This is a genomic window from Candidatus Pelagibacter sp., from assembly GCF_052046145.1.
Lineage (GTDB): Bacteria > Pseudomonadota > Alphaproteobacteria > Pelagibacterales > Pelagibacteraceae > Pelagibacter.
The window spans coordinates 1-24,249 of the sequence record NZ_JBNGZR010000001.1 but is presented as its reverse complement, the minus strand read 5'-3'; the positions used below and the strand labels follow the sequence as shown (position 1 = coordinate 24,249).

At 30.2% G+C, this 24,249-nt stretch carries 16 protein-coding genes and 1 tRNA gene; 8 read left to right on the top strand and 9 right to left on the bottom strand.

Going from position 1 to position 24,249, the window contains the following annotated elements; translation table 11 throughout:
- Nucleotides 1–13: 13 nt before the first annotated feature.
- Nucleotides 14–757, top strand: a complete 744-nt coding sequence (locus ACTT88_RS00085) for an alpha/beta hydrolase (protein ID WP_440907364.1) — start codon at nt 14–16, stop codon at nt 755–757.
- On the opposite strand, the gene gltB is transcribed toward ACTT88_RS00085, so the two are convergent.
- Together gltB and ACTT88_RS00075 are read right to left on the bottom strand one after the other, a co-directional pair.
- A complete protein-coding gene (gene gltB / locus ACTT88_RS00080) occupies nt 754–5,259 on the bottom strand; it encodes a glutamate synthase large subunit (RefSeq protein ID WP_440907363.1) in 4,506 nt (1,501 codons plus the stop codon). The genes ACTT88_RS00085 and gltB overlap by 4 nt on opposite strands.
- A complete protein-coding gene (locus ACTT88_RS00075; protein WP_440907362.1) occupies nt 5,259–6,698 on the bottom strand; it encodes an NAD(P)-dependent oxidoreductase in 1,440 nt (479 codons plus the stop codon). Before ACTT88_RS00075 ends, gltB begins: the two co-directional genes overlap by 1 nt.
- A 183-nt stretch (nt 6,699–6,881) precedes the next feature.
- Here ACTT88_RS00075 and ACTT88_RS00070 point away from each other — a divergent pair, with 183 nt between their 5' ends.
- Nucleotides 6,882–7,646 carry an undecaprenyl-diphosphate phosphatase gene (locus ACTT88_RS00070; RefSeq protein ID WP_440907361.1) on the top strand — a complete coding sequence of 255 codons (765 nt, stop codon included), beginning with the start codon at nt 6,882–6,884 and terminating at the stop codon, nt 7,644–7,646.
- Here the strand turns inward: ACTT88_RS00070 and ACTT88_RS00065 are convergent.
- From ACTT88_RS00065 to ACTT88_RS00050, 4 genes are all read right to left on the bottom strand, one after another.
- Nucleotides 7,643–8,536, bottom strand: a complete 894-nt coding sequence (locus ACTT88_RS00065) for a DMT family transporter (protein WP_440907360.1) — start codon at nt 8,534–8,536, stop codon at nt 7,643–7,645. The genes ACTT88_RS00070 and ACTT88_RS00065 overlap by 4 nt on opposite strands.
- Nucleotides 8,537–8,542: 6 nt before the next feature.
- Nucleotides 8,543–9,805, bottom strand: coding sequence for a 2-oxo acid dehydrogenase subunit E2 (locus ACTT88_RS00060; protein WP_440907359.1), 1,263 nt, complete (start codon nt 9,803–9,805; stop codon nt 8,543–8,545).
- Nucleotides 9,805–12,843, bottom strand: a complete 3,039-nt coding sequence (gene aceE, locus ACTT88_RS00055; RefSeq protein ID WP_440907358.1) for a pyruvate dehydrogenase (acetyl-transferring), homodimeric type — start codon at nt 12,841–12,843, stop codon at nt 9,805–9,807. Before aceE ends, ACTT88_RS00060 begins: the two co-directional genes overlap by 1 nt.
- Nucleotides 12,844–12,970: 127 nt before the next feature.
- Nucleotides 12,971–14,158 carry an acetyl-CoA C-acetyltransferase gene (locus ACTT88_RS00050; RefSeq protein ID WP_440907357.1) on the bottom strand — a complete coding sequence of 396 codons (1,188 nt, stop codon included), beginning with the start codon at nt 14,156–14,158 and terminating at the stop codon, nt 12,971–12,973.
- A gap of 73 nt (nt 14,159–14,231) precedes the next feature.
- Between ACTT88_RS00050 and ACTT88_RS00045 the strand changes: the two genes are divergently transcribed.
- Nucleotides 14,232–14,308, top strand: a tRNA-Arg gene (locus tag ACTT88_RS00045).
- 119 nt (nt 14,309–14,427) lie between these two features.
- Entirely contained in the window at nt 14,428–14,853 is a 426-nt protein-coding gene (locus ACTT88_RS00040; RefSeq protein ID WP_440907356.1) for a PaaI family thioesterase, read from the top strand.
- Nucleotides 14,854–14,858: 5 nt separating this feature from the next.
- Here the strand turns inward: ACTT88_RS00040 and ACTT88_RS00035 are convergent, their stop codons facing one another.
- Together ACTT88_RS00035 and ACTT88_RS00030 are read right to left on the bottom strand one after the other, a co-directional pair.
- A complete protein-coding gene (locus ACTT88_RS00035; RefSeq protein WP_440907355.1) occupies nt 14,859–16,844 on the bottom strand; it encodes a TRAP transporter permease in 1,986 nt (661 codons plus the stop codon).
- 49 nt (nt 16,845–16,893) lie between these two features.
- Entirely contained in the window at nt 16,894–17,901 is a 1,008-nt protein-coding gene (locus ACTT88_RS00030) for a TAXI family TRAP transporter solute-binding subunit (RefSeq protein WP_440907354.1), read from the bottom strand.
- 181 nt (nt 17,902–18,082) lie between these two features.
- Here ACTT88_RS00030 and ACTT88_RS00025 point away from each other — a divergent pair, with 181 nt between their 5' ends.
- Genes ACTT88_RS00025 through ACTT88_RS00010 form a run of 4 tightly spaced genes read left to right on the top strand, consistent with a single transcriptional unit; the run spans nt 18,083 to nt 22,151 of the window.
- On the top strand, nt 18,083–20,563 hold the full coding sequence (locus ACTT88_RS00025; RefSeq protein WP_440907353.1) for a helicase-related protein: 2,481 nt from the start codon (nt 18,083–18,085) through the stop codon (nt 20,561–20,563).
- Between the two features lies 1 nt (nt 20,564).
- Nucleotides 20,565–20,975: a TerB family tellurite resistance protein gene (locus ACTT88_RS00020; RefSeq protein WP_440907352.1), complete on the top strand. Its 411-nt coding sequence runs from the start codon at nt 20,565–20,567 to the stop codon at nt 20,973–20,975.
- Complete coding sequence (gene fdxA / locus ACTT88_RS00015; protein ID WP_440907351.1) at nt 20,972–21,298, top strand: ferredoxin FdxA; 327 nt, start codon at nt 20,972–20,974, stop codon at nt 21,296–21,298. Before ACTT88_RS00020 ends, fdxA begins: the two co-directional genes overlap by 4 nt.
- Nucleotides 21,255–22,151: a CarD family transcriptional regulator gene (locus ACTT88_RS00010; RefSeq protein ID WP_440907350.1), complete on the top strand. Its 897-nt coding sequence runs from the start codon at nt 21,255–21,257 to the stop codon at nt 22,149–22,151. The genes fdxA and ACTT88_RS00010 overlap by 44 nt, the downstream gene beginning before the upstream one ends.
- 354 nt (nt 22,152–22,505) lie before the next feature.
- Here ACTT88_RS00010 and ACTT88_RS00005 read toward each other — a convergent pair whose 3' ends face one another.
- Nucleotides 22,506–24,227: an AMP-dependent synthetase/ligase gene (locus ACTT88_RS00005; RefSeq protein WP_440908612.1), complete on the bottom strand. Its 1,722-nt coding sequence runs from the start codon at nt 24,225–24,227 to the stop codon at nt 22,506–22,508.
- Nucleotides 24,228–24,249: the final 22 nt, after the last annotated feature.

Below are 24,249 nucleotides of genomic sequence, written 5' to 3'. Positions count from 1 at the left end.
CTTATAAATGATTATGGCAAATTTCAGATTTCACCAAATATCAAATACAAAGAAAATTAGATATATTTCAAAAATTTTTAAAAATAGTTCTTTTATAGTTTTTTTGCATGGCTTTATGTCAGATCTTGAAGGAAAAAAACCAAATGCTTTTTTGAAATTTGCTAAAAAAAATAAAGTAAGTTTTTTAGCACTGGAATACTCTGGTCATGGTAAATCTTCTGGAAAATTTGTAAATGGGAATATTTCAAAATGGAGTAAAGAGACGTCAATTTTAATTAGAAAATACGTTAAAAAAAAAGAATTTGTCCTAATTGGTTCAAGTATGGGCGCATGGATTTCTCTCAATCAATTCAAAATTTTCAAAAAACAGATTAAAGGATTTTTAGGAATAGGGGCTGCTCCTGAATTTTTAGAAAATTTAATGTGGAAAAAATTTACTAAAAAAATGAAAGAGGAAACAATAAGTAAGGGTATTTATCAATTAAAACATGGTAATTATAAATATCCAATTACTCTACAATTAATAAAAGATGGAAGAAAAAATAAAGTCTTAAATAAAAAAATTAATTCAAATATTAAAGTAACAATGGTTCATGGTGAAAAAGATGAGGCAGTTCCTGTCTCATATTCAAGAAAAGTTTTAAGATTATTTCCAAAAGCTAAGAAAAAATTAAATATTGTAAAAAAAGGTGATCACAGTTTATCAAATAAAAAATGGTTAAATATAATTTTAAAAGAACTTAAATTATTAATTTAGCTAACTTTTTTTATATCTTTTTTTAAAGTAATTGGATTTTTTAATTTATCCAACATTTCTTTAGGACACACCTGAACAAAATTATTTACTTCATCATCAAAGTTTTCAATTATTTTTTTCGATAATTGAGACTCAGTTTCTTTGAAGTGCTCACTGACTAAATTTTTTAAATATTCTTTCCAATAATCTGTCTCTACATTTTGCCAAACTACTGATTCTGGATTTACTTTCTTTTCAAATTGTTGAGATTTATCATATATAAAGGCCATTCCACCTGTCATACCAGCTGCAAAATTATCACCAACATCTCCTAAAATTACTACAGTTCCACCAGTCATATATTCACATCCATTAGAATCGCATCCTTCAATTACTGTAACTGCACCGGAATTTCTAACTGCAAATCTTTCACCAGCTTGGCCAGCAGCAAAAAGTTTTCCTGTAGTAGCTCCGTAAAGAACAGTATTTCCTAAAATTGTATTCTCATTTGAAACTAAATTGCTCTCTTCAGGTAATTTTATTGAAATAGTAGCTCCTGACAAACCTTTACCAACATAATCATTTGCATCTCCCTTTAATACAAGTTTTAAACCTTTAGAAGAAAATGCACCAAATGATTGACCTGCTGATCCTTTAAAATTTAAAACTAAAAAGTTTTCATCAAGTTTCTCATAACCATATTTTTTATACAAATGATGAGAAATTCTAGTGCCTACTGCCCTATGAGTATTTTTTATTTGATATTCTTTCTCAATTTTTTCAGAATTATCTAAAGCTTGTTCAATTTCTGACCAAATTTGTTGGTCAAGAGTATCTGGTACACTATTTATTTCTTGATCTTCACAATACCTTGGATTGTTTCCAGTATCAGCTTGAACAAATAAAGGATTTAAATCTAAATCGTCTAAATTTGGAGAACCTTTACTAACCTGTTTTAACAAGTCTGTCCTACCAATCACTTCATTTAATGATTTAAAACCTAAATTTGCTAATATTTCTCTTACTTCAGTGGCTATAAATGTAAACAAATTAACTACTTTTTCTGGAGTCCCAGTAAATTTTTCTCTGAGCTTTTCATCTTGAGTGCAAACTCCTACAGGACATGTATTTGAATGACACTGCCTCACCATTATACAACCCATTGCAACTAACGCTGTAGTAGCAACACCATATTCTTCAGCACCCATCATTGCAGCTATCACCACATCTCTTCCTGTTTTAATTCCACCATCTGTTCTTAATGTAACTTTATGTCTAAGATTATTTAAAGTTAATACTTGGTTTGCTTCCGTCAAACCCATTTCCCATGGTATTCCAACATACTTAACACTAGTCTGTGGTGTTGCTCCTGTTCCACCATTATGTCCAGAAATTAATATTATATCTGCTTTTGCTTTAGCTACACCAGCTGCAATTGTTCCTACTCCAGAGGAAGCAACAAGCTTAACTCCAATTCTTGCTTTAGGATTTATCTGTTTTAAATCATAAATTAGTTGTGCAAGATCTTCGATTGAATAAATATCATGATGTGGTGGTGGTGATATTAAAGTAACTCCAGGAGTTGAATGTCTAAGTTTAGCAATCTCATCTGTAACTTTAAATCCTGGTAGCTGACCTCCCTCACCAGGTTTAGCACCTTGTGCAATTTTAATTTCTATCTCATTACAATTATTAAGATAATTAACTGTAACTCCGAATCTTGCAGAAGCTATTTGTTTAACTCTTGAGTTTGCGCTGTCACCATTATCTAAAACTTTAAATCTACTTGCATCTTCACCGCCCTCTCCACTACATGAAGCACCTTTAATCCTATTCATACCAGTTGCCAAAGTTTCATGCGCCTCTTTTGATAAAGCTCCATGAGACATGCTCCCACTTCCAAATCTTTTTAAAATATTTTCTATTGGCTCAACCTCAGAAATATCTATTGGCCCACTTAATTTTTTTTCTCTGAAATCGATTAAGTCTCTAAGATTAATAGGTGGTAAGCTGTATATTCCATCAGCATATCTTTTATAGGCATCATAAGAATTAGATCCTACTGCACTTTGAAGTAAATGAATTAATTTTCCTTGATATTGATGAGTTTCACCATTTTTACGATATCTATATATACCGCCTATCGGCAATATGGTTTCAGAACTTTCAAATGCCTCTTTATGTATTTCTCTAATTTTTTTCTCTATACCCGTAAGTCCAATACCTGAAATTTTAGAGACAACTCCTGGAAAATAATCTGCAACAATTGTTCTGCTTAAACCTACGGTTTCAAAGTTACATCCACCTCTATAAGAACTTAGAACTGAAATACCCATCTTAGACATGATCTTTAATAAACCTGCGTTTACTGATTTTATGTATCTCTCTACACATTCATCAAAGCTAAATTGACCAAATAATTTCTTTTCATGACGCTGAAATAAACTATCAAATGCTAAGTATGGATTTACAGTAGTTGCTCCAACTCCTATTAAGGTTGCAAAAGAGTGTGTATCTAAAGCCTCTCCAGATTGAACATTTATTGATACATATCCTCTTAGTTTTTTTTCAATAAGGAATGAATTAATTGATCCAACTGCTAAAAGCATTGGTATTGGAAGTTTTAAGCTAGAAAGCTCTTTGTCACTTAAAATCAATTGAGTAACTCCCTGTCTTACTGCAATTTCAGCTTCTTTTTGAATTTTTTTAATTGAATCAAATAAGGTTTCTTCCTCAGAAAAAGTACAATCAATTATAGATGAATTGTTACCAAAAAAATTTATAAATTTTTCAAACTGAGAATTTGATAATATTGGACTATTTAAAACATAAATATTTTGCTTTGTTAAATTATCAAAATTTAAAATATTTCCAAGATTTCCAAATCTTGTTTTCAAACTCATAACCTTGTTTTCTCTTAAAGAGTCTATTGGTGGGTTTGTGACTTGACTAAAATTTTGTCTAAAAAAATGGTACAACGGTCTATACCTATCTGACAAAACAGCCAATGGGGTATCGTCCCCCATAGATCCAGTTGCTTCTTTAGCATCTTCTGCCATTGGATGCAGTATGAGCTCAAGATCTTCTAGACTTATTCCAAAAGTATATTGCCTTCTTCTTAAATCATCTCCCGAAAAAGAATTTTTTTCATCTGAAATAGTTAACTTGTCATCTAGGTCGATAATTTGTGAATTAAAGTGTTTATATTCTTTAGCTAAATAATCTTTTATTTGCTTGTTTGTAAATACTTTACCTTTTTCTATTCTAACTCCAATTATTTCCCCAGGACCCAATCTTCCCTTTGACAAAATTCTTTTTTCATTTAATTCAATCATTCCTGTTTCAGAACCTGCAAATAATAATTTGTCTTTTGTAATTGCGTATCTTAAGGGTCTTAATCCATTTCTATCATTTGCAGCTATAACCCACTCATTATCAGTTCCAGCAATAGCAGCTGGTCCATCCCATGGCTCCATTGTACTGTTCAAAAAATTAAATAATTGTTGGTGATCTTTTGGTAGAGTTTTATTTTTTTTAGACCATGCGTCTGGAACTAACATAAGCTTCGCCAAAGGCGCAGGCTGTCCAGATATATTTAATAATTCAAAAACATTGTCTAATGCAGCAGAGTCTGATGCCCCCTGTTGTATAACAGGTTTTAAGTTCTCAACATCATCAAAAAGGGGACTGTTCATCTCTTGTTCATGAACTTTCATCCAATTTTTATTTCCTCTATAAGTATTAATTTCTCCATTATGCGCTATAGCTCTAAATGGTTGAGCTAAATTCCAGCTAGGCGCTGTATTTGTTGAAAATCTTTGATGAAAAATAGCAAACCTTGAAACAAATCTCTCATCTTTTAAATCAAGGTAGAAATCTGAGATAGCTTCAGCTAAAAACATCCCCTTGTAAATGATAGATTTAGAACTCAATGAACAAATATAAAAATTGTTTAAAGATTTTTTAAAAGCCTCATTTTCTATCTTTCTTCTAGTTTCATAAATTTTTCTTTCTAAATCTTTATTTGTTAATTCTGGATTATAAGGTTTAAACAATACTTGGATAATTTCGGGCATTGTTTGGAATGCCTTTTCTCCTAAAACTTTTGGATTAACTGGAACTTGTCTCCAACCGTATATACTAAAATCATTTTTTGTTAATTCACTTTCTACAATAGTTTTGCAACTTTCTTGCGCTGCGTAATCATTCCGAGGCAGAAATATCATGCCCACACATATTTCAGAATTGTCATGTGTGTGTCCTGTCACTTCTATCTTTTCAATGAAGAAATCTTTTGGTATTTCAACATGAATTCCAGCTCCGTCACCAGTTTTCCCATCGGCATCTACGGCGCCTCTATGCCAAACTGCTTTTAACGCTTCAATACCATACTCTACAACTTTACGAGATTTTTTACCTTCAGTTGATGCAATTATACCAACACCACAAGCATCATGCTCCATGTCTTCTGAATAAACATTATTTTCTTTTAAAAGGTGAAGGTTCTTTTTATAATTTTTCATTAAGCCACTATTTTTTCCACTTTAGATTTACTTTCTAGATAAGTTTTAATTGAAGCTGCTGCATCTCTTCCATCTTTTATCGCCCAGACAACTAATGAAGCTCCTCTAACTATATCACCAGCAGCAAACACCCCTTTTATATTTGTTTCCATAGTATCAAAATCTGTTTTAATAGTTCCCCACTTTGTTACTTGTAATTCACTACTATCAAATAAATTCGGTAAATCCTCAGGATCAAAACCTAGTGCTTTGATAACCATATCTGCTTTTGTTTCGTAACTTGAGCCTTCTTGTACTTGTGGCTTTCTTCTTCCTGTCTCATCTGGATCACCTAGTTTAATTTGATCTACAATTATTTTTTCTACTTTATTTGTACCTTTAAATTCTTTAGGACTTGATAACCAAACAAATTCAACACCTTCTTCTTCTGCATTTGCAACTTCTCTTGCAGATCCTGGCATATTTTCTTTATCTCTTCTATACAAACATTTAACAGATTTTGCCTTCTGTCTTATAGAAGTTCTCACACAATCCATTGCTGTGTCACCTCCACCGATTACAACAACATCTTTACCTTCTGCATTTAAAATTCCTTTATCAAACAACTCAACATCATCTCCTAGACCTTTTTTATTAGATGCTGTTAAAAAATCCATTGCAGGAAAAATATTATCAAGATCATTTCCAGGTAAGTTTACTTCTCTTGCTTTATAAACTCCTGTAGCAATTAAAATTGCATCATGTTTTTTTCTCAATTGGTCTAAGCTTGCATCCTTACCAACTTCAAAATTTTGAACAAATTCAATTCCTCCATCCTTTAAGAGTTTTGTTCTTCGCTCTACAACTTCTTTTTCTAATTTAAAATTTGGAATTCCATAAATTAATAATCCTCCTGCTCTATCATATCTATCGTAGACAGTTATTTTATACCCATTTTTTCTTAATTGTTCTGCAGCAGCTAAACCAGCAGGACCTGCTCCTATAATTCCTACACTTTGATTTTTTTCATTCGTTACCTTAATTGGTTTTACCCAGCCCTGAGCCCAAGCATTATCTGTAATATATTTTTCAACGGATCCAATAGTTACTGTTCCATGACCAGACTGTTCAATTACACAATTTCCCTCGCATAATCTATCTTGGGGGCAAATTCGGCCACACACTTCAGGCATATTGTTTGTGCTTTGGGATAATTCATACGCCTCTTTTAATCTTCCCTCAGCTGTGAGTTTAAGCCAATCTGGAATGTTGTTACTTAAAGGACAATGAACTTGGCAAAAAGGTACTCCACATTGCGAACACCTACTCGACTGTTCTTTAGCTTTTTCATTGATATACTCGTCATAGATTTCCTTAAAATCTTCCTTTCTCGTATCAACTTCTCTTTTAGGTGGAGTTTGTTGACCTATTTTAACAAATTTGAGCATTTTATCTGGCATAATATTATTTAAGTTCCGGCAAAATATACCCTGATTTACGTATATAAAGTATAAAATAGGTCATATATATTGACCTTAATTTTTAAATTATTACCACTAATACACAAGTTTTTAATTATTGCATAGCTATTATGCTTAAATCGAATTGTTTTAAATAAATACTTTATAAGTTACGTAGAAATAATGTTTCAAAATATTATAGAAGTTATAATTCTCTCTGCAATTCAAGGAATATCTGAATTTCTTCCTATCAGTTCATCTGCTCATTTAATTTTGGTTTCTACTTTATATGAATTTAAATCTAGTTCTTTGCTTATTGATATCAGCCTCCATCTAGGTTCTCTAATAGCAATAATTTATTTTTTTAGGGATGAACTATTTGATACTAGAAAAAATAAAAGACTTTTAAGTTTAATTATACTTGGATCTATTCCGTTAATAATTGTTGGATACATACTTTATAGTACAAATTTAATTTATCAGTTTAGAAACATAGAAATTATAGCATGGACTACTTTTATATTCGCAATAATTTTATACATCTCAGACAAAAATCGATTTGATAAAAAAATTTCTTCAAATTTAAATTTTCAGTCAATAATATTTATAGGTATTTTCCAAATTTTCTCTCTTGTACCTGGAGTGAGTAGGGCAGGAATTACTATAACAGCTGCGAGAATTTTAAAATTTAATAGAGTAGACTCAAGTAAGATATCTTTTTTACTTTCAATCCCAGCATTGGTTGGAGCAAGTATCCTAAGCTTAAAAGATGTTTTGGAACAATCAATACAATTTAATTACTTAGTTGTTATCGCAATTATATCTTCATTTATTTTTTCTTTTTTAACAGTAAAATTCTTTTTAATTTATATAAATAAATTTTCAATGAATGCGTTTGTAATTTATAGAATAATAATTGCTTTGATTTTATTTGGTTTAATTTATTAAATATACTTCTTTTTAATCAAAGGAAGTAATTGAGACAAGAGGACTCCACATAGAATAAAAAAGCATCCAAGTAAATTATTGACATCTAGAATTTGATTTAAAATAAACCAAGCAGCTATAGTCGCAAATACACCCTCAAGAGAAAAAATTATAGCAGCAGGTGCTGGAGTAATATTACGCTGGGCATAAATTTGTAATACAAATGCAAATCCACCAGATAATATACCTGCATATAAAATTGAATAAATTTCCATTAAAATATTACCGAAAATAAACTCTTCATAAATAATTCCAATTATAAATGAAAAAATAGCTACAATTAAAGTCTGCGCAGCTCCCAATGTAAGTGGAAGGTTGTATTTAGTTATAATGATCCCAGTAAAAATTATATGAGTGCTCCAAAATAAAGCTCCGAGAACAACTAAAGTATCTCCTAATCTAACTGTTGCATCATGAAAATTTGTTAATAAATATCCTCCAATTAAACATAGAACTACAGAAGGCCATACACTCCAATGCATTGATTTTTTACCAAACATAAAAATGATAATCGGTACCATTGGCACATAAAAAATTGTAAAAAAAGCAGCATTGGCAACATCTGTATAAAGCAAAGCAACTTGTTGTAGTGCTGAGCCTAAGAATAAAGAAATTCCAATTAATAATGCATATATTATGAAAGTTTTTTTATCTAATTTAAATTCTGATTTAAAATTTTTTAATTCAAATAAAATCATAAGTGGAATAATGGCTAGAAAACCAATAAAAAACCTCACTGCATTAAATGTAAAAGGGCCAATATTATCCATGCCTGTATCTTGGGCAATAAAAGTTGTGCCCCAAATAAAAGTGCACAATAAGGCACTTAATAATGATATGGATTTACTCATTTTTAATTAGACAGCTAGTTTATAGGCAAAATTCTTGCCTAAGTTTTCTTTTAGATCATTATTAAACCTTGCTGCTTCTGCACCATCAATAATTCTGTGATCATAAGATAAAGAAATTGGCAGCATAGTCCTAGTTTGAAACTTTCCATTCATAAAAATTTGTTTTTTTTCTGATCTTCCTACTCCTAATATAGCAACTTCAGGATAATTAATTATAGGAGTAAAAAATGAACCTCCTATACCACCTAAACTCGTAATCGTCATCGAGCCACCAAACAATTCTTTTTTATCAATTTTTAAATTTCTACAAAGTTCACTTACCTCTTTTAATTCTTTACTTATCAAAGAAATTTTTTTATTGTTTGCATTTCTGATTTTTGGAACCATTAATCCATTTGGCGTGTCAACTGCTATCCCAATATGGTAATATTTTTTTAAAGTCATTTTTCCAGTCTCAATTTCATCGATAGAAGAATTAAAACTAGGAAATTTCTTAAGAGATGCAACTAAAGCTTTTATTATAAATGCTAGAGGTGTAATTTTAATTTTTTCTCCAGTATACATATCTGTTAATGAACTTCTAAAAATTTCCATCTCCGTTATGTCGGCTTCATCGTGATTTGTAACATGAGGAATTGTTGTCCATGAATTTGTAAGATATTTTGAAGATAATTTTTTTACTCTTGGTACGTCTTTAATTTCTATTTCTCCAAAATCAGAATGTTCAAATTCATTTTTAATTTTATCTGGTTTACTATCTTTTACTACAACGTTGTTTTTTGAATTAGATGAAACAAATTTTTTAATATCATCTTCAACAACTCTGCCATCTTTCTGACTTCCTGCTACTTGATTAATATCTACACCAAGTTCTCTAGCAAATTTCCTAGCTTTTGGACTTGCAGACAAAATGTCTGAAATATTATTTTTAGAAAATGTTTTTTCTTGAATTTCAGTTTTTATTACATCAATATTTTTTGACTCTTTTTCAATTTCTGGTTTCTCTTTAATCTCTTCCTTTTTAACTTCTGAAACACTTTCTATAGTTAAAATTAAGTCGCCCTCAGAAACTTTATCTCCTACTTTTATTTTTAATTTTTTAATTTTACCTTCTAAATTTGATGGTATTTCTACGCTAGATTTATCACTTTCTATTGTTATTAGGGCATCATTTTTTTTAATTGATTGACCTTCGGTAACTAATACCTCAATAACCTCAACATCTTTAAAATCTCCAATATTAGGTACTTTAATCTCAGTTACTGACATTATAATTTTGTTGGCATTGGTTTATTAGTATCAATATTATACTTCTTCATTGCATCTTTTGCATGTTTGGAAGTAATAAGCTGTTCTTTTGCTAATATACTTAAACCATAAGCAACCAAATGTTCTTTATCTACCTCAAAAAATTTTCTTAAATTTTTTCTTGTATCACTTCTTCCAAAACCATCTGCTCCTAATGAATAAAAGCTTTTATTAGTATAAGGTCTGATTTGATCTGAATTCATTCTCATATAATCAGATGCAGCCATAATTGGGCCCTCTGTTTGGCCCAAGCATTGCTCAACATAAGATTTTTTAGGTTCTTTATCAGGGTTTAAAAGATTATATCTTTCTACCTCCATTCCATCTTTTCTTAATTCATTAAAACTTGTTACACTCCATATCTCACTGTCAATTTTATAATCATTTTGTAAAATCTCTGCAGCAGACATCATTTCTCTTAAGATTGTTCCTGATCCTAAAAGTTGGATTTTAGTTTTTTTGTATTTGTTAAATTCTTTTAATTTATACATGCCCTTTAAAATGCCTTCCTCACAATTTTTATCTTTTGGCATTTGTGGGTGTGAGTAATTTTCATTCATTGTTGTAATATAATAAAAAACATTCTCATTTTTCTCATGCATTCTTCTTAGACCTTCTCGAAAAATTACCGCTAATTCATAATGAAATGTAGGATCATAAGTTACACAATTTGGAATAGTTGATGCAATTAAATGACTATGGCCATCCTGGTGTTGTAAGCCTTCTCCAGCTAATGTTGTTCTTCCAGCTGTTGCACCTACCAAAAATCCTCTAGCCTGACTATCCCCAGCTGCCCAAGCTAGATCTCCTATTCTTTGGAAACCAAACATTGAATAAAAAATATAAATTGGAATCATTTCGATATCATGATTAGTATATGCAGTGGCAGCAGCAATCCATGAAGACATAGCACCTGCTTCATTGATACCTTCCTCTAAAACTTGACCACTTTTGTCTTCTCTATAAGAACTTAATTGAGCTGCATCCTCAGGTTCATATTTTTGTCCTTCATGAGCATAAATTCCTATTTTTTGAAAAAATCCTTCCATACCAAACGTTCTTGCTTCGTCAGGAATAATAGGAACTAGTCTAGGAGATATGTTTTTATCCCTTAATAAATTTGTTAACATTCTTACTAAGGCCATAGTAGTAGACATTTCTTTTTCACCAGTTGATACTTTCATGAAATCGAAAATATCTTTTGAGGGTGCTTTGATTGGTTTAGCAAAAGTCGAACGTTCTGGTAAATATCCACCTAATTTAATTCTTCTGTCTTTTATGTATTTTATTTCTGGAGATTTTTCGTCAGGCCTAAAGTATTCAATATTTCTCACTTGTTCATCTGTTAAGGGAACATCAAATCGATCTCTATAATACATCAAGTCATCAACATCTAATTTTTTCGTTTGATGAGTAGTATTTACACTTTCTCCTGATTTTCCCATTCCATAACCTTTAATAGTTTTTGCAATTATCACTGTTGGGCTTCCTTGATGTTTAGTCGCTTTATCATATGCAGCAAAAACTTTGTGAGGATCGTGACCTCCTCTATTAAGTCTCCAAATATCTGTATCTGACATGCTTGAAACTAATTCTAATGCTTCAGGAGATTTCCCAAAAAACTTTTCTCTTACATAAGCACCGTCTCTTGCTTTCATTGCTTGGTACTCACCATCTACTGTCTCGTTCATAATTTTTATTAAGTGACCAGTTTTATCATTAGCAAGCAACGAATCCCAATATGACCCCCAAATAACTTTAATTACATTCCAGCCAGATCCTCTGAAACTTCCCTCAAGCTCTTGAATAATTTTTCCATTACCTCTAACTGGACCATCTAATCTTTGAAGATTACAATTTATTACAAATATTAAATTATCTAAATTTTCTCTAGCAGCTAATCCAATAGCTCCCATTGACTCAGGCTCGTCCATCTCCCCATCACCTAAAAAGGCCCATACTTTTCTTCCTTCATCTTTAATCAAACCTCTATTGATTAAATATTTCATGTATCTAGCTTGATATATAGCAAGCATAGGACCTAACCCCATGGATACAGTGGGGAACTGCCAAAAATTTGGCATTAGCCATGGATGTGGATATGACGATAGACCCCCAGGTTTTACCTCCTGTCTGAAACTATCTAATTGTTTTTCATTCAATCTACCTTCTAAGAAAGCTCTTGCATACATTCCTGGAGCACTATGTCCTTGAAAATAAATTAAATCTCCACCAAATTTGTTATTTTTTGCTCTCCAAAAATGATTCATCCCAACATCATATAATGTTGCGGCAGATGCAAATGTACCAATGTGTCCACCAAGCTCAGGATATTTTTTATTTGCTCGAACTACCATTGCTGCTGCATTCCATCTAATCAACGACCTAATTCTTCTTTCAATATTTTGATCGCCACCAGACTTTACTTCAGCCTCAGGAGGTATTGTGTTAATGTATGGTGTATTTTGAGTATAAGGAATATTTGCTCCTTCACGATAAGCTTTATTAATTAGTTCTTTAATTAAAAAATGAGCTCTTTGATTTCCATCTTTCGAAATAACTGCAGATAAAGATTCCAGCCAATCTTGAGTTTCAAGTGGATCAATATCAGCCCCTTTAACTACTTGAATTGTAGATTGTTTTTTTTCAATTATAGGTTCAGATATAATTTTTTTTTCCTCTTTTTTTTCAGCTATTGCTTCTTCAGCTTGTTTAATTATATTTTCTGTATCCTTTGGAAGAGTGCTTTCTGATGATATTTTTGATAATGGTGCAAGATTAAGCAACAAATCTCCCTTAGAAACTTTATCACCAACTTTAACTGCTAAACTATCTACTTTTCCAGCAATTGTAGAAGGAATTTCAACACTTGATTTATCACTTTCAATTGTGACTATTGGATCATTTTGTTTAATCTGATCACCAGGTTTTACAAGTATCTCTATAACCTCAACATTTTCAAAGTCACCAATGTCAGGAACAAGTAATTTTTCGCTCATTTTTAAATGTTTTATATACCCAAAAAAACATTATTGGATTTTATTTTATCACATAAATAAGGTTTTTTTTGTTAATCTTATATTTTTATTATACAAAAAATAAAAAAATAAATGAAATTTAGGCTTTTTAGCTCCTCTCAATACACATGGCTATCCCCATACCACCACCTATACAGAGTGCCGCACAACCTTTTTTTTTATCTTGCTTTATCATTTCATAAATAAGTGTAACCAAAATTCTTGTACCAGAAGCTCCAATCGGATGACCTAAGGCAATTGCTCCTCCATTGACATTCACTTTTTTTTCAGGAATTTTTAATTCTTTAATTACTGCAATACTTTGTGCTGCAAATGCTTCATTAATTTCAAATAAGTCAACTTCATCAATTTTCCAGTTTGCTTTTGATAAAGCCTCTTGAATTGAAGGTATTGGTCCAAGTCCCATTAACGAAGGTTCAACACCACAAGTAGCCCAAGATACAATTTTAACTAATGGCTCTAAGGATTTTTTTTCTGCTTGTTTTCTTGACATCAAAACTAAGGCTGCTGCACCATCATTTATACCTGAGGAATTTCCAGGTGTTACAGTCCCATTTTCTTTGAATACTGTTTTTAATTTTTTTAAATCTTCAATATTTAAATTGTTTCTAGGATGTTCATCTTTTTCAAAAATAAATTTTTTTTCACCATCTTTAATTTGTAATTTTATCAACTCGTCTTTAAATTTATTTTCAATATAAGCTTTTTCTGTTTTTTTCTGAGAATTCAAAGAAAAATTATCCTGTTCATCTCTTGAAATTTTATATTTCTCTGCAACGTTCTCAGCTGTAAAACCCATATGATAATCATTAAAGTAGTCTAATAGACCATCTTTTATCATTGTATCTACCAAATTCTTTTCAGAAAATTTTTTATCTTCTCTATAATAAATTGCATGAGTTGCTCTAGACATATTTTCTTGACCACCTGCAACAACTATTTGATTTTCTCCTAAACTGATTGATTGATACCCAGAAACAACAGATCTTAATCCAGATCCACAAACCTGATTGACAATATGAGCGGGTTTTGAAACTGGTAATCCAGCTCCAATCAAGGCTTGTCTAGCAGGATTTTGACCAAGTCCAGAAGTTAAAACATGCCCCATTATTACTTCATCAATCTCCTCAACGTCTAATTTTGATTTATAAATTACCTCTTTAATTACTATTGATCCTAATTTTGATGCACTAAGATTTTTTAATGAACCTTTATATCTTCCTATTGGAGTTCTTAGCGCAGACGTAATAACAACATCATTAGATTTTTTGCTCATAAAGTAATTAACTTAATATTTTATAAGTTAAATTACATCAAAAACTTTGATATATGGAATATATTATTTTAATGGACCGCTGGCCAAATTGGATAAGGCACTCGGCTACGAACCGAGAGATTCCAGATTCGAGTTCTGGGCGGTCCACCAACAAGGAAATGGAAATGTTTAATTGGCTTTTAAAAGCATCTTTACAAAAATCAGTAATTTATTTTTTTATAATTATTTTTATTATTTTATTAATTTTAACTTTTGTATTATAAAAAATTATGAGTAAAGAATTTGAGCAAATAAGTATTAAACCTGGATATATGAAACACAATGGGGGTGTTTTGTTTAGAACTATTTCAGAGACTGAATACGAATTTAAATCTATAATTAATGAGAACCATTTAAATGCTGCAGGAATAACTCACGGAGGCTATTTATCTGCATTAATAGATGCAGGAGCGGGGACAGCTGCACATAGAGCTGCAGGAAATGCTCCATGTGTAACTATCTCTTTAGATATAAAATTTATAGGCGCTTCAAAAGTTGGAGATGAAATTATTGGACATACAAAAATTTTAAAAAAAACTAATACTCTTGTCTTTTTATTTTGCGAGCTAAAGTGTAATGATAAAATAATTACTTCTGCATCTGGAGTATGGAAAATTATTAAAATAAAGCCTTCTAATTTAGGACCTGGAGGGTAAGCAATCTATTTTTTTAGTTGTAAAAAAAGCACTGGAGATATCAAAAATAATCCTAAAATAGAACTCTCAATTCCTGGAGCAATAAAAAATAAAGAATTTACACCCAAATACCAACGTTGATAAATTGGAACATTTTTTAAAAAATAACCAGAAAAACTTATTCCAATTAATCCTATTCCTATCATTGCCGAGATTAAAGTTTGAAAAAAAATGTACATATCAAAACCTTGAGCTACCAATAATAAAGATGGTGAATAAACAAAAACAAATGGAACTAACGCTTTAGCAATTCCTAATCTAAAAGCAGTATTTCCTGTTTTAAAAGGGTTAGAACCTGCTATTCCTGCAGCAGCATAAGCAGCGAGCGCTACTGGGGGAGTTATGTCTGCTAAAACACCATAATAAAAAACAAAGAAATGGGAAACAATCGGTTCAATATTTAGTTGTGTTAATGCTGGCGCGGCGACTGCTACTAAAATTATATAAGTTGCAGTTGTTGGAACACCAGTACCCATAAAAATACAAGAAAATGCAATTAATAATAATGAAAAAAAAAGTGTCAAATCCTCAATCGTAAATAAATCAAAGGGAATAAAATTAAGAAAAAAACTTCCTATGTCTCCTGCTGTTTGAATTACAACAAATCCTAATCTGAATCCAACACCAGTTAATGTTACAACACCAACAATAATTCCAATTGCTGCAGCCGCAGCTCCAACAGCTAAAGTATTTCTTGCTCCTTGAGATAAACACTTGATAAGATCTTTAATAGTAAGCCTATTTGTTTTTTTTATAAAACCAATTAAGACGCATGCTATAATTGAAATTACTGCAGCATAGTCAGGTGTTCGACCAATTAAAATTAAATAAACCAAAAGTATTAATGGTGCTAAGGACAACCAGTTATCTTTAACTACTGAGAAAAATTTTGGCACTTCCTCATTTGTTAACCCTCTAAGACCTAATTTTTTAGCTTCCAGGTGGACCATTATAAATATCCCAAAATAATGAAGTAGAGCAGGGATAAGAGCCGCTGCTAAAATATCTCTTAGTGGAACTTCTAAATATTCTACCATTATAAATGCTGCGGCTCCTAGTATTGGAGGTGTAATTTGACCACCTGTAGAAGCTGTAGCTTCTACAGCTCCAGAAAAATGTGGTGGATAGCCGACTTTTTTCATTGCTGGAATAGTTAAAGACCCGGTGGTAACAGTGTTCGCAATAGAGGATCCAGAAATAGTTCCTAAAAAAGCCGATGAAAAAATTGCAACTTTTGCAGGCCCTCCAGAGTATTTTCCAGCTATAACCATTGCTAAATCAATAAAAAGCTGACCCAATCCTATTTTTGTTGCAAGCACACCGAACAATATAAATAAAAAAACATATTGAGCCATAACCCCAACAGCAATTCCATATATTCCTTGATTAGTTATATAAATATGATTTACAAAACCAATCCAGCTAGTGCCCCCATGTTTTAAAGCACCTGGAAAATATGGTCCAAAAATAGCAAAGAAAATAAAAAGAACACAAATAAAAGGTAGGGTAAAACCAATTGATCTTCTTGCCGCCTCTAGTGTTAATACAATCAAAAAAGATCCCATTATAATCTCTATATTTTCTGGGTTACCAACTCTTGATGCTAAAACTTCTGGAGGCAGCAAAGGTAAATAAAGAGCTGAAACAACAACTAAAATTGATAGGATTATATCAATATAAGATACTTTAAAACTTTTTTTATTATCATCAATTTTTTTCCAACTATAAAAAATAAAAACTAAACCTACTACAAATGATATATGTATTCCTCTGTGTAAAATTTCTCTAATTGTTCCAAAGCCAGAAGCATAAAAATGATATATAGACATTAATGCTAAAACTGAAAAAGCAAAAGATTTTAAAAAAAATTTAAGTTCTCTCTCATTAGTTTTAACTTCATATTTTTTTTGTAAATCAGAGATTTTTTTTTGTGATATATCAAATTTAGACATAAAAAATGCCCTAGATCAAAAAAGATCTAGGGCAGTATATTTTGATTTATTATTTTAAAAGCCCTGCTTCTTTATAAAACTTTTCTGCACCAGGATGTAATGGTACACCCACTCCTGACAGCGCTGTATCAGGTGTAATTGTTTTTCCTTTTGCATGACCTACATCCATTAGCTTTCTAGACTCCTTATTCCACAAAGCTTTTGTTATTTTATATATTAAGTCTGTATCTTCTTTTGCTGATGTAAACCATTGAGCACCAACAGCTACAGTATTAACTGAATCAACACCTTCGTAAGTTCCTGATGGTATTGGACTTTCAGAAAAGAAACCATATTTAGAAGTTAAAGCTTTTGCTCCAGAGCCATCGATAGGTACTAATTTAATATCAACCGCAGATGCAAGCTCAACTATTGCACCAGTTGGATAACCAGCTACAACAAAAATAGCATCAACTTTACCATTTCTTAAAGCGTCAGTTGCAGCTTTTCCTTTTAAAGCTTCTGCTTTAACATCATTAGTACTTAATCCATTTGACTCTAGAATTAATTTAGCATCAACATATGTTCCAGAACCTGGCTCATCTAAAGATACCCTTTTTCCTTTTAGATCTTTTACTGAATTAATATTACTTTTTTTTAAAGCTACTAAATGGATATGTTCCTGAAATAAAGCCGCAATGGTTCTTAAATCTTTTGCAGGTTCCTTACCTTCCATTGTTCCTGTTCCAGTGTAAGCCCAATAAGCAACATCTGATTGTGCAAACCCAGAATTTCTTAAACCTGATATAATAGCGTTTACATTATCAACTGAACCTCTAGAAGAAACAGCAGATGCAATTAAACCATCAACACCACAACTTCCTCCTTTTCCACATTCCCTTGATCCAGGAGGTTTTGAAATTGCATTAGCTATCATTCCACCTACAGGATAATAAGTATAAGCAGTTCCTCCGGTCCCTATGGTAAAAAAAGTTAATTCATTTGAAATAGCTTTTCCAATAAATGAACTTGTAATAACTAATAAAACCGCAAGAGATTTTAATAAATTTTTTATCATTTTGTCCTTTCAAATAGTTAGATTAAACTTTAATTAAATATTAATCTTATGATAATCTCCCCTAAATTTAAAAGAAAATGAGAACTTTTTACCCTCCGATTCGGTCATGTTTTAGTCTATTTTTGTTCTTTAGCAGTAACAATATCTGGTAGGTAAAAAAAAAGAAGCACAAAAGATAGAAATGACTAAAAATAAAATTACAGCTGTTCTAGGTCCCACCAATACAGGCAAAACCCATCTTGCTATAGAAACCATGCTTTCTTTTGAGACTGGAATGATCGGATTTCCACTTAGATTATTAGCAAGAGAAGTATATGACAAAGTAATCAAAAAAATAAGTTTAGATAAAGTTGCATTAATTACTGGCGAGGAAAAAATCATTCCATCTAATGCTAAATTTTTTTTATGCACAGTTGAGTCTATGCCAATTGATAAACATCTAGAGTTTGTTGGTGTGGATGAAATTCAAATGTGTGCTGATCATGAAAGAGGTCATATTTTTACCGATAGACTTTTAAATATGAGAGGAGAAAAACTTACAATGCTGATGGGTTCAAGTACCATTAAAAATATTATTTCAAAATTAAACGGAGATATTGAATTTATAAATAGAGAAAGATTATCTAAACTTACTTACACTGGTCATAAAAAAATATCGAGAATTGAAAGAAAAACAGCAATAATTGCATTTTCAGCAGAGGAGGTTTATGCCATTGCTGAGTTAATAAGAAGACAAAAGGGTGGTGCCGCTATTGTAATGGGATCACTAAGTCCAAAAACAAGAAATGCTCAAGTTGAATTATATCAATCTGGGGATGTAGATTTTTTAGTTGCAACAGATGCAATTGGAATGGGAATAAATATGGATTTAGATTTTGTTTATTTTTCAAATATTAAGAAATTTGATGGAAAAAAATTAAGAAGGTTAAATTTGTCTGAAATAGGTCAAATAGCAGGTAGAGCTGGCAGGTACCTTAACGACGGTAGTTTTGGTATTACTGGTGATTGCAAAGAAATAACACCAGAAGAAATAGAGTTATTAGAAAATCATAAATTTGAAGAAATTAGAACTTTGTTTTGGAGAAATTCAAATCTTAATTTCAATAATTCAAATAGTTTAATTAAAAGTTTAGAAGAGAAACCTCAGGTGGAATGGCTAAGAAAAATTCACGAATGTGAGGATGAAAAAGCGCTAAAATATTTTTTAAAAGATCAAAAAATTTTGAATAAAGAATTTGACAAGAAAACTTTAATGCTTTTATGGGAATGTTGCCAAATACCTGATTTTGTTAAAAAAACTTATGGAAATCATTATGAGGTTATTGGAAATGTATTTAAATTTTTAATTAGCAAAAAAGGACTAATTTCTGAAGATTATATGAGGTTACAGCTAATGAAACTTGATAAATTTGATGGAAATGTAGATTCTTTATCAAATAGAATTGCAAATGTCAGAACTTGGTCATATGTTTCAAATAAAAATAATTGGGTAGAAAATCAAAGTTATTGGATAGAAAAAACTAAATATTTAGAAGACAAACTTTCAGACAGATTGCATGAAGAGCTTACTAAAACTTTTATCGACAAAAGAGCAAGTGTACTCGCTAGAGGTTTGAAACAAGATATGGAATTTAAAACTGAAATTTTTCAAAACAATGACGTTAAAATTGACGATCAATTTATTGGAAAAATTAAAGGACTAAAATTAGAACTAGATCTTAAAAAAGGTGCTTTGGAAACAGATATTAAATCCTTAAAAAAAGCTGCCAGACAAACTATTGGTCCAGAATTAGAAAAACGTGTTCAATCAATAATTGATACAGGATTAATAAATTTGAATGAAGATTTTAAAATTTACTGGAATGATTTTCCAATTGCAAAATTAACAACAGGTAGTGACTATTTAAATCCTAATTTTGATTTAATCGTTGATGATATTATTGAACAAAACACTAAACAAAAATTAAACGATTACATTAACAAATGGATACATGCAAAAATAAATAACGTTCTTAAAAGTTTAATTGATTTAAAATATATAAAAGAAAATAATTCATCAATTAAAGCATTGGCATATCAGCTCTATGAAAATAATGGTGTGTTAAAACGAGACCAAGTTTCTGAATACCTAAAAAACCTAGAACAAAATGAAAGAAAAATTCTTAGAGACTTAGGAGTGAAGTTTGGAAGATATCATGTTTTCCTTTATCAGTTAATTAAGCCAGAAGCAGTATCTTTGCGAACATTGTTATGGAAAAATTTTTATCAAAAATATCATAAATTAAAACCTCCAACCTTCGGTTTGAATTTTTTAGAAGATAAAGAAATAAAAAATAAAGATTTTATGCTTTTGTGTGGATTTGAAAGATTTGATAATTTTTTTGTAAGAATTGATATTTTGGAAAGATTATTTGTATTAATAATAAATTCTAGTTCAAAAGAAAATTCTGAAATAAAATTAGTTCCAGAAATGTTAAATCTTTTAGGATGCAGTAAAGATAACTTTAAAAAATTACTTCAAAAAATGAATTATAAAATATTTGAAAAAGAAAATGAAATATTTTTTAAATACAGTCCTACAAAGAAATTTAAAAAAATTGCTAGAAAGAAGATCTCAAATGAAAATCCATTTAAGATATTAAAGAATTTAAATTTAAATTAAAATGTTTTTTAAAAAAGATGAAATAAAAAATAATAATTTTCTTACAAAAGTATCTGCTTTGTTAATTCATGCTGCTAAAATAGATGAGAATTATACTGATAAAGAGGAAGAAATTATTAAAAAAACGCTTAAAGAGCTTGGTGTAGAAGATAAGAATATTTCTAAAACAATTGAAGATGCAAAAATAATTGAAGAAAACTCAAATCAAATTTTAGATTTTACTAGAGAAGTAAAAAATTTACCTGCACAAGACAAAATTAAAATCGTAGAGGCTTTATGGTCTATCATTTACTCAAACAATGATGCTGATATTTACGAAACTAATTTAATGAGACGACTTGCGGGATTACTTTATATTGACAATAAAACAATGGGCGATATTAAAGAAAAAATTAAACAAAATTTAAAATGACATATATCGTTAACGACAATTGTATTAAGTGCAAACTAACCGACTGTGTTGATGTCTGCCCAGTTGATTGCTTTTACGAAGGTAAAAATATGCTTGTAATTAAACCCGATGAGTGTATAGATTGTGGCGTTTGCGAGCCAGAATGTCCTGTCGATGCCATAAAAGCAGACACCGAACCTGGAAGTGAAAAATGGTTAGAGATCAATAAAAAATATTCTGAAATCTGGCCAAACATAAGTGAAAAAAAAGATCCACCGACGGATCACGAGAAATTTAAAAATGAGCAAAATAAGTACGAAAAATATTTTAAAGAAAATCTTTAAAGGCAAAACAGACAAAAAAGTGAAAAAAAAAGTTTCTAAAAAGAAGGTTGTAAAAACTAAAAAAGCTAAAAAAGCTAAAAAAGCTAAAAAAATAATATCAAAAAAAGCTAAAAAAATTGCTAAAAAAGTTTTACCTAAATCAAAGAAAATAAAAAAAACTGTTAAAGTTGCAGAAACAACAGCTGAAACAAAAGTAGATAATTTAAGAATTTCAAAAACTAATGAAGTTAAACCTGAAATAAAAAAAGTTAAAAAACAAGAAACCGAAAAAAGAGAATACAAAATTAAAGATCACGTTGTTTATCCAAAACATGGTGTAGGCCAGATTACTGAGTTCAAAAAAATTAATATTGGTGGAATTGATGTTGAAACATATGTTATTAAATTTGAAAAAGATAAAGCTAATGGAATGGTCCCTGTAAACAAACAGTCTCACTTGAGGCCTTTAGCAACTATCAATCAGGTTAACAAATGTATTTCAATATTAAAAAGTAAACCAAAAATTAAAAGATCAATGTGGAGCAGAAGAGCACAGGAATATGAAGCAAAAATATCCTCTGGAAAAATATATGAATTAGCTGAGGTTGTCAGAGATTTAAACAAGGGTGATGATCTTATGGTTGACCAGTCTTATAGTGAAAGACAATTATTTGAAAAAGCTTATGAAAGAATTCTATCTGAATTTCAGATTGTTTTAAATGTATCATTAGAAGATACTCAAAAAAAATTGGATAAAGCACTAAAAAGAAATTTAGGTGGGCAGCCTCAACCAGTAGCAACTGCAAAAGCTCCAGCTAATGAACTACCTGTAGACGAACCAATCTCTGATAACGACGAACCTATTGACGAGTAAAAAAAAACGCCTCTCACACAAACTGTAATGAGAAGCGTTTTTTGTAAAGAATACTAAGTTACTATTTTCTTCTTCTTTTTTTTGCTTTTTTCTTAGCTTTTTTCTTAGCTTTTTTCTTAGTTTTCTTTGCCGCTTTTTTTCTTTTCTTAGGCATCTTTAGCTCCCTTTTTTAGTTAAACGAATCATATTGATTCGTTGTTACCATATTTTTATTTTTTTCTATAAGTTATGTCAATTCTTTAATTAGAAGTTAAATTTTATAAAAATTATTTTTAACTTTTTATTTTTATAAAACTTTTTTTTATTAATTTAGTTAATGTTTATGCGGTTAATAAACAATTTTAATTAAATATTTTAATAAAGATTTTCTAACTGATTTTTATATTTTTCTGAAACTTTTTTTCTTTTCACTTTCATTGTTGGTGTCATTAAACCATTTTCAATAGAAAAATTTTCATCTATTAATTGAATTTTTTTTATCTTTTCTAATAAAGTTAATTTTGTATTTATTTTTTCAATTACTTTATTTATTTTTTCTTTTTCGTTTAAAAAATCTTTATTCGGCACAATTAAAGCTACTAAATAATTTTTTTTATCACCATAAACCATACATTGATCTATCTCTGGTTGATTCGTAATCATATTTTCAATTTTAGCAGGTGAAATGTTATCTCCACCAGCACTTACTATGATATCTTTTTTTCTATCAGTAATTTTTAAATAACCATCATTTGGATCTATCTCTCCAATATCACCTGTATGTAACCATCCATTTATAATTACTTTTTCAGTTTCCTCTTTTTTGTTCCAATATCCTAGCATTACATTTTCGCCTTTAACTAAAATTTCTCCATCTTCAGCAATTTTAACTTCGTTTCCTTTAAATGGAGGTCCTACAGTTTCCACTTTAATTTTATGTATTGGATTGCAACTTACTACTGGTGATGTTTCTGTTAAACCGTAACCCTGAAGAGTAGGCAGCCCCACAGAATTCAAAAATTCACCTATTTCTTTATCTAGAGCCCCACCACCTGAAACGAAAGCTCTCAAATTTCCACCGAACTGTTTTTTTATTTTTTTTCTTACTAATTTATCAACTATAAAATTGAGTAATTTTTCAGAAAATGTCATTTGTTGATTTAATAGTTTTTTTCTTCCCAAACGAAGAGTTGCTTCAATTAATTTTGCTTTAAAGCCTGTTTGTTTTTTTAAATTCATGTTTATTTTGTTGTAGAGGTTTTGGTAGAATCTAGGAACTGCTGTCATAAGTGTGGGTTTTGCCTCAGATATATTTTCTAAAAGTTTTTCTATTTTCTCTGCATAGAATACTTTTGCTCCTACTGCTATCTGTACAAATTGAACACAATGCTCATAAGAGTGTGAAAGAGGAAGCCAAGTTAAAAATACCGGTCTTGTGCTAAATAATGGTTTAATAATTTCACATGCTCCTACGAGATTATTTAAAATTCCACCATGACTTAAAATTACTCCTTTAGGATTACCTCCTGTCCCTGAAGTATAAATAATGCATGCAGGAGAATTTCTTTTTAATTTATTATTTTCAATTTTATCTTCTGCTAATAAATTATTATTTAGAATTGAATTAAAATCTAAATATTTTTCTTTGTTAGTTATATTTAAACTATTTGTTACCTCGGCTTTTTCATCCAAAGTAATGACTTTTTTTATAAAATCTTTTTCATTAATTGAATTATTTAATTTTTTTAACATTTCATTATTTGAAACAACAACTAAGCTGGGCTCACAGTCTTCTATCAAGTACTTATAATCATCTTCTGTATAAGTTGTGTATGCTGGAACTGTAATTCCACCAGCTACCATAATAGCTAAATCAGAAACAAGCCACTCTGGTCTATTCTCCGAAACTAAAAGACATCTATCTCCTTCTTTTATATTTTCTTTTATAACTTTTGATAATTTTAAAACATTTTTTTCAGTTTGTTCCCATGTGTATGTTTTTTTATTACTTGGATTTAGCCATTCTAAAAAAATATCTTTTTTATTTTGTTTATTTGCTTGATTAACAAATAATTCGATCAAATTATTTAAATTCATAGTTACTTGGTGGGCGAAGAGA